A 12,399-nucleotide genomic window follows, 5' to 3' on the forward strand; every position below is an offset into this window, starting at 1 on the left:
CGCCGGGCCGGCCGAAGCCGGCAAGCTGACCGTGGAGGCGCAGGCGGCCCGCACGATGCAGGGGCGCAATCTCGCCGCGTCCTGCGCGGTCTGCCACGGCACGGACGGCAAGCCGCCTGCGGATAGTCCGATTCCGCGACTGGCGGGCCGGCAGCAGGCCGAACTCGTCGAGCTGATGTTCAATTTCAAGAACGGCAAGCGCTCCGGGACCGTGATGCCGCAAATCGCCAAGGGCTATAGCGACGCGCAGATCCTCGCGATGGCCGCCTGGTTCGCCGACCAGAAATAGCCCATGCAAAGACGCTCTGTCCTACAGGCCGCCCTGGCCGGTGTCGCGGCCACCACGCTCGGCATGTTGACGCCGCGTCAGGCGCGCGCAGCAACTGCAGCGAAGGTCGTGGTGATCGGCGGCGGCTTTGGCGGCGCCACGGCCGCACGCTACCTGCGCACCTGGAGTCGTGGTGCTGTCGACGTCACGCTGGTCGAGCCCGACGAGGCGTTTGTGTCCTGCCCGCTGTCGAATCTCGTTGTCGCCGGCTATCGCCAGATGGCCGACATCACGCTGCCCTACGACACGCTGGTGAGTCGTCACGGGGTGAGGCACGTGCGCGACACGGTCACGGCGATCGACCCGGCGGTACGCACTGTCCGGCTGGCGAGCGGCGGGACGCTGCCGTATGACCGCCTGATCCTGTCCCCCGGCGTGGAGATGCAGTCCAGCGCGATCCCGGGTCTGGCGCGTCCTGGCGGGGATCAGATCGTGCACGCCTGGAAGGCCGGTCCGCAGACCGACGTCCTGCGCCGCCAGCTTACGGCGATGCCCGATGGCGGTACGTTCGCGATCACGATCCCGCTGGCGCCGTACCGTTGCCCGCCCGGCCCGTACGAGCGGGCCTGCCTGGTTGCCGACTATCTCAAGCAACACAAGCCGCGCAGCAAGGTGCTCGTGCTCGACGCGAATCCGGACATCACGTCGAAGGGCGCGTTGTTCCGGAAGGTCTGGGAGACCCGCTACAAGGGGATGATCGAGTACCGGCCGCAGTTCGAGACCGTCGATGTCGATCCGGCCACACGCACGATCCGCTTCGACGTGCAGGACGACGAGCGGGCCGACGTCATCAACCTGCTGCCACCGCAGCGCGCCGGCGCCATCGCCGTGGCCAGCGGTCTGGCGACGGCCAACGGCCGCTGGTGCGAGGTCGACTTCCTGACCATGGCGTCGACCGTGGCACCCGACATCCATGTTCTTGGCGACGCCGTCCAGATCGCGCCGCTGATGCCCAAGTCCGGCACGATGGCCAATCAGCACGGCAAGGTGGCCGCCGCCGCGATCCTGCGGCTGCTGGCAGGTCAGGATCCGGACCCGGAGCCGGTCTACACCAACACCTGCTACAGCTTCACGTCGTCGAACGAGGCCATCCACGTGGCCAGCGTGCATCGCTACGATGCCGGCGAGAAAACCATGCTGACCGTGCCGGGGTCCGGCGGGCTGACCGTCGCGCCAAGCCGGCGGGAAGGTGAGTACGGACTTGCCTGGGCCCATAGCATCTGGGCCGACATGCTGGGCGCTTGACCCACTGACAAAGTGCGGGCTGCCCCACACGCCGCAAAACCGCAGGATCGTGCAACGCCGCGCCGCCACGGGCTGATACGCTAGCCGTGCCGGTCATCCCGCCCCCAGGGATGCGGCGATCCTTTTTCGATCATGCAATCCAAAGACCGTCTGCTTGCCCTGGCCATCATCGTGGTCTGGGGCGTCAATTTCGTCGTCATCAAGGTCGGCCTTGTCGGCGTGCCGCCAATGTTGCTGGGCGCGCTGCGCTTCTGCCTGGTGGCGTTTCCGGCTGTTTTCTTTATCCCTCGGCCGCGTATCCCGCTGCGGATGCTGGTGGCCTACGGCGCCACCATCAGCCTTGGGCAGTTCGTGTTCCTGTTCTACGCGATGGCCGTCGGGATGCCGGCGGGGCTGGCCTCGCTGGTGCTGCAGTCCCAGGTGTTCTTCACCGTGGCCATCGCCGGGTTCTGGCTTGGCGAGCCGGTGCGCTGGCACAACATCGCTGGCATGGCCATCGCCGCCTGCGGGCTCGCCCTGATCGGCAGCGGCGCCGCCCACGGCCCGGGCGGCATGACGCTGGCCGGCTTCCTGCTGACGCTGTGCGCCGCCCTGTGCTGGGCCACGGGCAATATCGTCAGCAAGAAGATCGGGCCGGTGGACCTGCTGGGCCTGGTGGTGTGGGGCGCGCTGATCCCGATCGTGCCGTTCGCGCTGCTGTCGCTCTGGTTCGAGGGCCCGGCCCGGATGACGCAGGCGCTGACCCATATCTCCGGCATGGGCGTGTTCGCGGTCTGCTACCTGGCGTTTTGTGCCACGCTGTTCGGCTACACGATGTGGGGCCGCCTGCTGACGCGCTACGCGGCCAGCAAGGTGGCGCCGCTGACGCTGCTGGTGCCGGTGGTCGGCCTGGTCTCCGCACACCTGCTGCTGGGCGAAGCATTGGCGCTGACGCAATGGGCTGGCGCCCTGGTGGTAATGGCCGGTCTGCTGCTCAACGTGTTCGGCGGGCGACTGTGGGCCGGTCGGATGCTCGCCGGGCGGTGATTTCGAGGGTTAACCCGCAATTTAGCCGCCGTTCCCGCGTTTTTGCGCATATGGATATCACGTGTGAATCCGTATCGTTGCCGCTTCTTGAGGCAAAATAGCGGACTGGCCGCAACCCGCCCGAGACGCTCTCACCGATCACCCGAGAGGCCCGGAGGCCCAGAGGCCCGAAAGAAGGCCCGCCCCAACGGCGGCCAGCGCGTGCCGCGCCGCGGGATCGCCCCCCCAAGCGCGTCCTTGCCGTCCCCACGGCTCAATCAGTTTGGAGCACAACAACATGAAGCAGTTTGTCATCGCCGCCGCTCTCCTGGCCGCCGCCGCATCCGCGCACGCCGTGGACGCCGCCAAGGCCCAGGAAATCGCCAACAAGAACGCCTGCATGGGCTGCCACCAGGTCGACAAGAAGCTGGTCGGCCCCGCGTACAAGGACGTGGCCGCCAAGTACAAGGGCGACAAGACCGCTCTGGCGAAGCTGACCGCGAAGGTCAAGAACGGTGGTTCGGGCGTCTGGGGTCCGGTTCCGATGCCGGCTAACGCCGCCGTCAGCGATGCCGACCTGAAGACGGTCGTGGAGTGGGTGCTGGCTGGCGCCCCGGCCAAGTAAGCGCCGCGACGTCCGCGCGGGCCGTCTGATGTTCCGGCGGCCCGTGCCATTTCCGGCGGTAGGACATCCATCGTGATGACCGGCGAAATACCAAAGCAATGCCGGCGCACTGTTCGCAAGAAGTCGTTTCAGAATGAAGCGAAGCAGTTCTGGCCAGCCACGCGGCTGCAGACAGTGGAACGAGCGCCAGAATCATTTTGAAACGGCTTCCAGGGAAACCGGGTAAGCAAGGCAAGTACAGGAAATACAGCAACATGAATGCGAAACGACGAGACGTGCTGCGGATGACCGCTGTGCTGTCGCTGATGGCCGCCACCGGCCTGATCAGCGAGGCGCAGGCCGCGGAGTGGAACAAGACGGCCTTCGACGGCAAGAGCGTGGCCGACGTGATCAAGGCACTGGGCGGCAGCGGTCCCGAAAAGAGCTCGGCCATCACCTTCATCGCACCGGACATCGCAGAGAACGGCGCCGTGGTGCCGGTGGCCGTGACCAGCAACATCCCCGATACCGAGCAGATCGCTATCCTGGTGGAAAAGAACCCGAACACGCTGGCCGCCGATTTCGCGATTCCGGCCGGCACCGAGCCGTTCGTCTCCACGCGCGTGAAGATGGGCCAGACCTCGGTCGTCCACGCCGCGGTCAAGGCCGGTGGCAAGTGGTACGTGGCATCGAAGGAAATCAAGGTCACGCTGGGCGGCTGCGGCGGCTGACGCCCCATCGTTCAGACGAGAACACGGACCAGATTTCCAGATTACTGCTGACAGGAGAAGCACATGGCAGACCCGATGCGCGTTCGCGCCACCGAAAACGGCGGCGTGGTTGACGTCAAGATTCTGATGAAGCACGACATGGAGACCGGCCAGCGCAAAGACGCTTCCGGCAAGACGATTCCGGCCTGGCATATCCAGACCGTGATCGCCACGTGCAAGGGCAAGGAAGTGTTCCACGCCCAGTTCGGCCCGGCCGTATCGAAGGATCCGTTCCTGAACTTCAAGTTCAAGGGCGGTGCCAAGGGCGACAAGGTCACCGTGACCTGGGTCGACAACCGCGGCGACAAGCGTACCGACGAAGCCACCATCGCCTGACCAGGGCGAAGCGAGGAAGCACCATGCGGCGAGCATTCTTTCGGGCCACGGCGGCGCTGGCCGCCATCGGCCTCACCGCCAAGGCAGCGGCACAGGAGAAGGCGTCCATGCCTATCCTGGGCAAGGGCCGCGTCAAGGTCGTCTATCAGTTGTCAGAGGGCATCGATCAGGCCGTACGTGCCATGGCCAATCTGCGCAATCACCTGAACGCCGCGCCGGATACGAAGATCGTCGTCGTAGCGTTCGGCTACGGCATCGACTTCCTGGTGGAAGGCGCCAAGGATTCGCGCGGCAACACGTTCGAAGCCCCGGTGGCCGCGCTGGCGTCGTCGGGCGTGGAGTTTCGCGTTTGCCATAACACGCTTGCTGCCCGCCGCATTTCCGAGCAGAACCTGCTGATGGATGCCAAGGTGGTGCCCGCCGGTGTGGTGGAAGTGGCACGCCTGCAGTTCGACGAAGGCTACGCTTACCTCAAGCCCTGATGTGTTCGCGAGGCGTTCGCCGCTGCAAGCGCGAGCGCCGAGCGCGATTTCCGGAAGTCCGGCCATGAGCCCCTGGGCCGGACCCGCATAGCAAGCCGTCCGCCGCCCGACCATGTGGCGAGATGGCGAGGAGAACGCCCCGATGGTTTCCCCGCGCAATACCCGCCGCACGTACCGCGCCGCTTCTGCCATTCTGGCCGTGGCCGCCGCCGTCACCGCGATCGCCACCACGCTCTCCGCGCCCGCGCTGGCGCAGGGCAGCACCGCCGAAGAACTCGCCAAGTACCGTCAGATGCTGGCCGAAGGCAATCCCGCAGAACTATGGGAAGCCGCCGGCGAGGAACTGTGGAAAAAGCCGGCCGGCCCGAAGAACGTCTCGCTCGAACAGTGCGACCTGGGCAAGGGCCCGGGCGTGACCAAGGGCGCTTACGCCGAACTGCCGCGCTACTTCAAGGACACCAACAAGGTCATGGACCTGGAGCAGCGCCTGGCTTACTGCCGCGTGACGTTGCAGGGCCTGACACAGGAAGAGGCGACGAAGAACCCGTTCTCGTCGCAGGGCAAGCCGTCCGACATCGAACGCCTGGCTGCCTACCTGACCGGTGAATCGCGCGGCGTGAAGATGAACGTCCAGCTCACGCACCCCGAGGAAAAGCGGGTCTACGCGCTGGGCGAGAAGATGTTCTTCTATCGTGGCGGCGCGTATGACTTCGCCTGCGCCACCTGCCATGCCGTGGATGGCCAGCGCATCCGCCTGCAGGACCTCCCGAACCTGCTGACGTCGAAGGGCGCCGAGGCCGCGTACACCACGTGGCCCGCCTACCGCGTCTCGCAGGGCGAGGTTCGCACGATGCAGCACCGGCTTTACGACTGCCTGCGCCAGCAGCGCTTCCCCGAACCGGCCTATGGTTCCGACGTGATTACCGCCCTGACGATGTTCCTGGCGAAGAACGCCAACGGCGGCACGTACGACGGCCCGAACATGAAGCGCTAGGAGACCACGACATGAACAAACTCCATACGATGGCGCTGGTCGCCATGGTGGCGCTCTCGGCTGCCGGCACGCAGGCGCTGGCGCAGACGGCGGCAAAAGGTACGACGAAGGGCGCGAACGCAAAGGTCACTGACGCCGACGTGCGCCAGATGATCGAATCGTCCTTCACGTCCAAGGGACCCGCCACGGTCGAGGGTGTGCTGAACCAGGATGCCACGCAGAAGGCATGCAGCCAGTACCCCGATCGCAGCAAGGTGCCGGCCGCCGTGGCGAAGAAGGTGGAAGCCGCCGAGCTGAAGCAGGTGAAGTATCCCGCTGACAACAACTGGATTGGCGACTGGAAGGAAGGCGAGAAGATCGCGCAGAACGGCCGGGGCATGCAGTTCACCGACGCGGTGGGCGGCACCAACGGCGGCAACTGCTACGCCTGCCACCAGCTGACCAAGGCCGAGATTTCGTTCGGCAATATCGGGCCGTCGCTCTACCAGTACGGAAAGCTGCGCGGCAACTCGCAGGAAGTGGTTCGCTACACGTGGGGCAAGATCTGGGATTCGAACGCGTTCAGCGCCTGTTCCAACATGCCGCGCTTCGGCCACAAGGGCATCCTGACCGAGCAGCAGATCCGCGACGTGATGGCGCTGCTGCTCGATCCGGCATCGCCGGTCAATCAGTAAGGGGCGCATGATGCGGGCTCGGCGCGTCGTGGTCGCATGGATGCTCGCGCTGGCCGCGGCGTTTGGCGCGGCAGCGCAGTTGGCTCAGGCCGCGGAAGTCGGCGACGTGATCCACCTGCCCGACGTGAAGCTGCTCGACGGCCGCACCGTACCTGCCTCGCAGTGGGCCGGCAAGCCACTGGTCGTCGAGATCTGGGCCTCGTGGTGTCCGTTCTGCGCGCTGCAGAACCCGCGCCTGCAGGCCCTCTACGACAAGACGCGCGGCACGCCGCTGCAGGTGCTGACGATCAGCATCGACAAGCACCCGCATGAAGCAGTGGCGTACCTGAAACAGCGCGGCTACACCTTCCCCGCGACGATGGATTCCGATGCCCTGCGCCACGCCTTCGGCAAGCGCAAGGGGCTGCCGGAACTGTACGTGCTGGACGGGCAGGGCCGCGTGGTGCAGAAGGAAGTGGGCGAGATGCTCGACGACGACGTCGCCGCCCTGGCGCGCTACGGCAAACGCTGAGCGCGCACGACTCGGACGGAAATCAGTATGAATCGACGCGAGTTCCTGCAGGTGCTGGCGGTGGCCGGCGCCGGCGGCATGGCTTTCCCGGGCGGCGACGCACAGGCCGCGCGCGCCGCGCAACAGTTCTACGACGTGCCGCGCTTCGGCAACGTCCACCTGCTGCACTTCACCGATTGCCACGCGCAACTGCGCCCGGTGCATTTTCGCGAACCCAGTGTGAATTTGGGCGTGGCTGAATGGGCAGGCAAGCCGCCGCATCTGGTGGGCAAGGCCTTTCTGCACGAGTACGGCATCCGCCCCGGCACCCCCGAAGCGCACGCGTTCACCTGCCTCGATTTCACCGAAGCCGCGCGCCGCTACGGCAAGGTGGGCGGGTTTGCCCATCTCTCTACGCTGATCCAGCGCATGAAGGCCAGCCGGCCCGGCGCGTTGCTGCTCGATGGCGGCGATACCTGGCAGGGCTCGGCCACGGCGCTGTGGACCAAGGGCCAGGACATGGTCGACGCGGCGCTGCAACTGGGCGTCGACGTGATGACGCCGCACTGGGAAATGACGCTCGGCGCCGAGCGCGTGAAGCAGATCGTCGACAACGACTTCAAGGGCCGCGTCTCGTTCCTGGCGCAGAACATCAAGACCAACGACTTCGGCGATCCGGTCTTCGACCCATACGTGATCCGCGACATGAACGGCGTGGCCGTGGCGATCATCGGGCAGGCCTTCCCATACACGCCGATCGCCAATCCGCGCTACTTCGTGCCGGACTGGACCTTCGGCATCCAGGAAGAAAACCTCCAGCAGGTGATCGACGATGCGCGTGCCAAGGGCGCGGAGGTGGTGGTTCTGCTGTCGCACAACGGCATGGACGTCGACCTCAAGCTCGCCTCGCGCGTGCGCGGCCTCGACGCGATCCTCGGCGGCCACACGCATGACGGCGTGCCCAAGCCAGTGCATGTCAGGAATCCGGGCGGTGCGACGCTGGTGACCAACGCGGGCTCCAACGGCAAGTTCCTCGGTGTGCTCGACTTCGACGTCCGCAACGGCAAGGTGGCCGACTTCCGCTACAAGCTGCTGCCGGTCTTCGCAGACTACCTGCCGGCCGACCCCGCGATGGAGGCACTGATCACCAAGGTACGTGCCCCGTACGAGTCCAGGCTCAGCGAGGTACTGGCGATCAACCGTGGCCTGCTGTATCGCCGCGGCAACTTCAACGGCACCTTCGACCAGCTCATCCTGGACGGCCTGATGGCCGTGCAGGACGCCGAGATCGCGTTCTCGCCCGGTTTCCGCTGGGGCACCACGCTGCTGCCCGGCGAGAACATCACGATGGAAGCCCTGATGGACCAGACGGCCGTCACGTACCCGTACACGACGGTGACGCCGATGACCGCCGAGACCATCAAGACCATCCTCGAGGACGTGGCCGACAACCTGTTCAACCCCGATCCCTACTACCAGCAGGGCGGCGACATGGTGCGCGTGGGCGGGCTGCAATACACGATCGACCCCAACCAGCCGATCGGCAAGCGGATCACCGACATGCGGCTGGGCGGCAAGCCGCTGGAAACCGGCAAGGCCTACAAGGTGGCCGGCTGGGCCCCGGTATCAGAAGAAGCCCGCCAGGCGGGTGGGGCGCCAATCTGGGATGTGATGGCCCAGTGGCTGCGGACAAACAAGGAAGTTAGCGCCCGCCCACTGAACCTGCCGACCGTGCGCGGCATGAGCGGCAACCCGGGAATTACGACCGCCTGACATCGACGCAACGGTTGCGCCAATGCGATTGAAAGGCCGCCTGAAGGCAGCTACAATCATCCGCTACGGGCCGATAGCTCAGCTGGGAGAGCGCTGCGTTCGCAATGCAGAGGTCGGGAGTTCGATCCTCCTTCGGTCCACCAAATGCAAAAGGGGCTTGGCAAATTGCCAAGCCCCTTTTTCTATTTCCGGCATCGAAAAAACAAAACACGGCTCACCCCGCCAGGCAGAACCAAGTCACTCTGCAATCTCCCCGATACGTGCCGGCCAACTGCCATCGTCAAGCACGGTTCGCACAGTCTCCGTCAGCAGGTCCAGTACGGCGGACGCGGCGATAGACAGGGGCATGGTGGCGGAGCGGCACAGATAGACCGGGCGCGATACGGCGGGCTGGTAGATGCGCGCGGCCGAGAGCTGGCCCTTTCGCACTTCGGCACACACCGACGCATACGAAAGAACGGTGCATCCCACGCCGGCGGACGCCAGTGCGATCAGCTCCGGGATGGCGTTGACCTCCGCGAGGATCTGCAAGTCGACGCCCTGGGTCCTCAGGTAGCCATCCAGCAAGGCGCGTAGGCCGTGCTCACCGGCCGGCAAGATCATTGGGTATCGATTCAGGTCACGCAGGCGGACAGTCTCGGCCAAGGGCTGTGCCTGAGTATGACCGTTGGCGAATTGCCCGGGCGGGCCCACCAGCACGAGGTCCTCGTCGACGATCTGGTCGAACTGCAGGCCAGAATTGGCATGCGCCCGGAACGTCAGGCCGATATCGATATGTCCGGATAGCAGATGGCCGGGGATATAGCCCGTGCTGAGTTCGATGACCTGCAGGCGAACCTTGGGCCATCGGCGGATCACCTCGCGGACGATCGGGACGGTCAGGATCTTGGCCATCGATTGCGGCAGGCCGATAGCAACACTGCCTTCCGGATCGACCATCAGGTCGCGCACGTCCTCACATGCGATGTCGAGGCGCTTCAGGATGTCCCGGGCGTGGATCTCGAAGCGCTGGCCGGCCACGGTCGGCACCACGCCCTTGTGGCTGCGCATGAACAGCGTGACACCGAGCGCCTCTTCCAGATGCCGGATCTGCAGGCTCAGGGCCGGCTGGGCGATGTGAAGGGTTTCTGCCGCACGCGAGATGGACCCCGCCGCCGCCACGGCAAGAAAACACTGCATCGCGCGCAAATCGACTGGCATTCCCACAGTTGTCTCCTGTCCTCGGATCTTGCCGGCGAGTCCTGCTCATGCGTCCGGCCGATGATCCAGGGGGTATATGTCACCACGATAGCCGACATCAAAAAGATATCTTGGACATATATGCGCCCGAGGGCAATAGTGCGTCATCACACAGGCCGCATTACCCGGACTGCACAGGGTCGGCCACAAAAAGGAGACACGATGGGTATCAGTCGCCGCAAGCTTCTGATGGGTACCGGGATTGCATTGCTTTCCCGGCCATTGCTGGCAAGCACATGGCCCGCGCGGCCGATCCGGTTGGTGGTGCCGTTCGCGCCGGGGGGGCCTGGGGATTTCGTGGCGCGGCAGATCGCCATGCCACTGTCCCGGAAGCTTGGCCAGCCGGTGGTGGTCGAAAACAAGCCCGGCGCGGGCGGCAACCTCGGCACGCAGACCGTGCTCGATAGCGAGGCCGATGGCTATTCGATCCTGCTCAACACGGTTGGCATGCACGCGGTCAACCCACTGATGTTCCCGGATCTGCGTTTTCAACCCAGGCGCGATCTGGCGGCAGTTGGCGTGATCGCAACCGTGCCAAATGTGCTGGTAGTGCATCCCACCAAGCTCGGTGTGAGCAACCTGGCCGATCTTGTACGTCTTGGCCGGCAGCATCCGAACAATCTCAGCTACGCCACATACGGGGCGGGTAGCTCCCCGCATATCTACGGCGCCTTGCTCCAGAAGGAAGCGGGGTTCACCGCGGTCGCCGTGCCCTATAAGGGAAGCGCGCCAGCAAGCAGCGACGTGATGGCCGGAAATGTGGACTTCCTCTTCGACAGCATGACCACCTGCATCGGGCAGATTCGCGGGGGCAAGCTCAAGGCGCTGGCTATCACCTCGGCGGCGCGCTCGTCATTGCTGCCGGATGTGCCGACGCTACAGGAATCGGGCTACCCGGCGCTCGACCTGAAGTTCTGGCTCGCATTGCAGGTCTCGGCCAAGACGCCTGCATCAGTCCTGCAGGCGCTGCGCGAAGCCGTGGCGGCCTGCACGCAGGATGCCACCTACGGCGACGCGCTGGTGGCGCGTGGCGCGGAGCCATTCCGCATGGCGCCGGCGAGTGTGCAGGATTTCGTCAATCGAGATGCTGCGCGCTGGACCGACCTCGCACGCTCCATAGGCATCAAGCCCGAATAAGGCGCACCCGCAACACGGGCCGCCCGACGGCGGTCCGTCGCCGTCCTTGAAGCGGCATCAGCATCAGACAAACATCCATGATTGCATTGAACGGTATCCGCGTACTCGACCTGAGCAAGGTGCTGGCCGGTCCTTTGTGTGGCCAGTACCTGGGGGAGCTTGGCGCAGAAGTCATCAAGGTTGAACCGGTTGGCCGCGGCGACGACACACGGGCATGGCTGCCGCAGGACCGAGGCCAGTCAGCGACCTTCCTGGCGGTCAACCACAACAAGCGCAGCCTCGCCGTCGATCTGAAGACCGCGGAGGGCAGGCAGATCGTGCAGACGCTGGCAGCAAAATCGGACGTGGTCCTGCAGGGCTTCGGCAGCGGCGCCGCCGCACGGCTGGGCGTGGACTACAAGACGCTGTCCGGCATGAACCCGTCGCTGATCTACTGCGAGATTTCCGGATACGGAAGAGCGGGGCCACTAGGCCAGGAGCCCGGTTACGACGTGATGCTGCAGGCGTTCAGCGGCATGATCAGCACCATGGGCGAAGCAGGTGGCAAGCTGGCGCGCGCCAGCTTCTCGCCGGTGGACCTGGGGACGGGCATGCACGCCTTCAGCGGCATCCTGGCCGCCTTGCTCGAGAGACAGAAGACCGGGCGGGGCATGTTCCTGGAGGTGTCGCTGCTCGACACGGCCATGGGGTTCATGAGCTACCTGGCACAGAACTACTGGTGCAGCGGGAAGCTGCCGCGCCCAATGGGAACCGCCCATCCCGCCATGGCGCCGTACCAGGTATTCGAGGCATCGGACGGCCCCGTCATGATCGGCGTTGGCAATGATGTCCAGTGGCGGCGCTTTTGCCCGGTCGCCGGACTCGACGATGTCATCGACGCACCCAAGTTCGCAACCAACGCCGCGCGCGTCGCGCATTTCGATGAAACCGTGGCGATGGTGCAGGCGCGCATTGCGCTGCAGCCAGTCGCGCACTGGATCGAGGCATTGCGCAAGGCGGGCGTGGCTTGCTCTCCCATTCATACGCTCGGCGACGCCTTGGCGCATCAGCAGGTTGCAGCACGCGAGCTGATTGTCGAATCCGATCACCCCGTGCTTGGCAAGGTTCGCAACGTTGGCCTGCCGATCCGCTTTGCCGAGGCGCCACGTAGCGCGCATCGCGCTCCGCCGCTGTTGGGCCAGCACACCGATGAGGTACTCGGCGAGGCTGGCTACGGCCCCGACGTTATTGCCGATTTCAAGGCGCGAGGCGTGATCGCCACCGCCAACATGCCGCAGGCTGATTCCCAGTCGGCCGCGGCCCCTCTCACTGCATGAGTGGAA

14 protein-coding genes and 1 tRNA gene are annotated in these 12,399 nt (G+C 65.4%); 14 read left to right on the forward strand and 1 reads right to left on the reverse strand.

What is annotated here, in order from left to right; all coding sequences use genetic code 11:
• From D769_RS15095 to D769_RS15150, 12 genes are all read left to right on the forward strand, one after another.
• Nucleotides 1-289: c-type cytochrome (locus D769_RS15095; protein ID WP_008646430.1), on the forward strand; the 289-nt coding region annotated here is incomplete at its 5' end.
• 3 nt (nucleotides 290-292) lie between these two features.
• The gene (locus D769_RS15100) at nucleotides 293-1,573 is read left to right on the forward strand and encodes an NAD(P)/FAD-dependent oxidoreductase (RefSeq protein WP_008646432.1); all 1,281 of its coding nucleotides are present in this window, start codon (nucleotides 293-295) and stop codon (nucleotides 1,571-1,573) included.
• A 132-nt stretch (nucleotides 1,574-1,705) separates the two neighbouring features.
• On the forward strand, nucleotides 1,706-2,599 hold the full coding sequence (locus D769_RS15105) for an O-acetylserine/cysteine exporter (protein WP_008646438.1): 894 nt from the start codon (nucleotides 1,706-1,708) through the stop codon (nucleotides 2,597-2,599).
• Between the two features lie 277 nt (nucleotides 2,600-2,876).
• Nucleotides 2,877-3,203, forward strand: a complete 327-nt coding sequence (locus D769_RS15110) for a c-type cytochrome (RefSeq protein ID WP_008646439.1) — start codon at nucleotides 2,877-2,879, stop codon at nucleotides 3,201-3,203.
• Nucleotides 3,204-3,457: 254 nt separating this feature from the next.
• Nucleotides 3,458-3,913, forward strand: a complete 456-nt coding sequence (soxY, locus tag D769_RS15115; protein WP_008646440.1) for a thiosulfate oxidation carrier protein SoxY — start codon at nucleotides 3,458-3,460, stop codon at nucleotides 3,911-3,913.
• 63 nt (nucleotides 3,914-3,976) lie between these two features.
• Nucleotides 3,977-4,288 (forward strand): thiosulfate oxidation carrier complex protein SoxZ, encoded by a 312-nt coding sequence (gene soxZ, locus D769_RS15120; RefSeq protein ID WP_008646443.1) that lies wholly within the window; start codon nucleotides 3,977-3,979, stop codon nucleotides 4,286-4,288.
• 23 nt (nucleotides 4,289-4,311) lie between these two features.
• Nucleotides 4,312-4,770: a DsrE family protein gene (locus tag D769_RS15125; RefSeq protein ID WP_008646444.1), complete on the forward strand. Its 459-nt coding sequence runs from the start codon at nucleotides 4,312-4,314 to the stop codon at nucleotides 4,768-4,770.
• Nucleotides 4,771-4,912: 142 nt separating this feature from the next.
• Nucleotides 4,913-5,764 carry a sulfur oxidation c-type cytochrome SoxA gene (gene soxA, locus D769_RS15130; protein ID WP_008646445.1) on the forward strand — a complete coding sequence of 284 codons (852 nt, stop codon included), beginning with the start codon at nucleotides 4,913-4,915 and terminating at the stop codon, nucleotides 5,762-5,764.
• An 11-nt stretch (nucleotides 5,765-5,775) separates the two neighbouring features.
• Nucleotides 5,776-6,438, forward strand: coding sequence for a sulfur oxidation c-type cytochrome SoxX (soxX, locus tag D769_RS15135; RefSeq protein WP_008646446.1), 663 nt, complete (start codon nucleotides 5,776-5,778; stop codon nucleotides 6,436-6,438).
• A 10-nt stretch (nucleotides 6,439-6,448) separates the two neighbouring features.
• On the forward strand, nucleotides 6,449-6,949 hold the full coding sequence (locus D769_RS15140; RefSeq protein ID WP_024569540.1) for a TlpA disulfide reductase family protein: 501 nt from the start codon (nucleotides 6,449-6,451) through the stop codon (nucleotides 6,947-6,949).
• Nucleotides 6,950-6,976: 27 nt separating this feature from the next.
• Nucleotides 6,977-8,701 (forward strand): thiosulfohydrolase SoxB, encoded by a 1,725-nt coding sequence (soxB, locus tag D769_RS15145; protein WP_008646454.1) that lies wholly within the window; start codon nucleotides 6,977-6,979, stop codon nucleotides 8,699-8,701.
• 67 nt (nucleotides 8,702-8,768) lie between these two features.
• Nucleotides 8,769-8,844: transfer RNA gene (locus D769_RS15150), tRNA-Ala, on the forward strand.
• Nucleotides 8,845-8,938: 94 nt separating this feature from the next.
• On the opposite strand, the gene D769_RS15155 is transcribed toward D769_RS15150, so the two are convergent.
• On the reverse strand, nucleotides 8,939-9,901 hold the full coding sequence (locus D769_RS15155) for a LysR family transcriptional regulator (protein WP_008646456.1): 963 nt from the start codon (nucleotides 9,899-9,901) through the stop codon (nucleotides 8,939-8,941).
• Between the two features lie 201 nt (nucleotides 9,902-10,102).
• Here D769_RS15155 and D769_RS15160 point away from each other — a divergent pair, with 201 nt between their 5' ends.
• Nucleotides 10,103-11,077 (forward strand): tripartite tricarboxylate transporter substrate binding protein, encoded by a 975-nt coding sequence (locus D769_RS15160; RefSeq protein WP_008646458.1) that lies wholly within the window; start codon nucleotides 10,103-10,105, stop codon nucleotides 11,075-11,077.
• 77 nt (nucleotides 11,078-11,154) lie between these two features.
• A complete protein-coding gene (locus D769_RS15165) occupies nucleotides 11,155-12,393 on the forward strand; it encodes a CaiB/BaiF CoA-transferase family protein (RefSeq protein ID WP_008646460.1) in 1,239 nt (412 codons plus the stop codon).
• Nucleotides 12,394-12,399: the final 6 nt, after the last annotated feature.

This window comes from Cupriavidus sp. HMR-1 (assembly GCF_000319775.1).
GTDB lineage: Bacteria > Pseudomonadota > Gammaproteobacteria > Burkholderiales > Burkholderiaceae > Cupriavidus > Cupriavidus metallidurans.

Coding starts and splice junctions, on each gene's coding strand:
- D769_RS15100 (WP_008646432.1), top strand. CDS start 293: ATGCAAAGACGCTCTGTCCTACAGGCCGCCCTGGCCGGTGTCGCGGCC.
- D769_RS15105 (WP_008646438.1), top strand. CDS start 1,706: ATGCAATCCAAAGACCGTCTGCTTGCCCTGGCCATCATCGTGGTCTGG.
- D769_RS15110 (WP_008646439.1), top strand. CDS start 2,877: ATGAAGCAGTTTGTCATCGCCGCCGCTCTCCTGGCCGCCGCCGCATCC.
- soxY (WP_008646440.1), top strand. CDS start 3,458: ATGAATGCGAAACGACGAGACGTGCTGCGGATGACCGCTGTGCTGTCG.
- soxZ (WP_008646443.1), top strand. CDS start 3,977: ATGGCAGACCCGATGCGCGTTCGCGCCACCGAAAACGGCGGCGTGGTT.
- D769_RS15125 (WP_008646444.1), top strand. CDS start 4,312: ATGCGGCGAGCATTCTTTCGGGCCACGGCGGCGCTGGCCGCCATCGGC.
- soxA (WP_008646445.1), top strand. CDS start 4,913: ATGGTTTCCCCGCGCAATACCCGCCGCACGTACCGCGCCGCTTCTGCC.
- soxX (WP_008646446.1), top strand. CDS start 5,776: ATGAACAAACTCCATACGATGGCGCTGGTCGCCATGGTGGCGCTCTCG.
- D769_RS15140 (WP_024569540.1), top strand. CDS start 6,449: ATGCGGGCTCGGCGCGTCGTGGTCGCATGGATGCTCGCGCTGGCCGCG.
- soxB (WP_008646454.1), top strand. CDS start 6,977: ATGAATCGACGCGAGTTCCTGCAGGTGCTGGCGGTGGCCGGCGCCGGC.
- D769_RS15155 (WP_008646456.1), bottom strand. CDS start 9,901: ATGCCAGTCGATTTGCGCGCGATGCAGTGTTTTCTTGCCGTGGCGGCG.
- D769_RS15160 (WP_008646458.1), top strand. CDS start 10,103: ATGGGTATCAGTCGCCGCAAGCTTCTGATGGGTACCGGGATTGCATTG.
- D769_RS15165 (WP_008646460.1), top strand. CDS start 11,155: ATGATTGCATTGAACGGTATCCGCGTACTCGACCTGAGCAAGGTGCTG.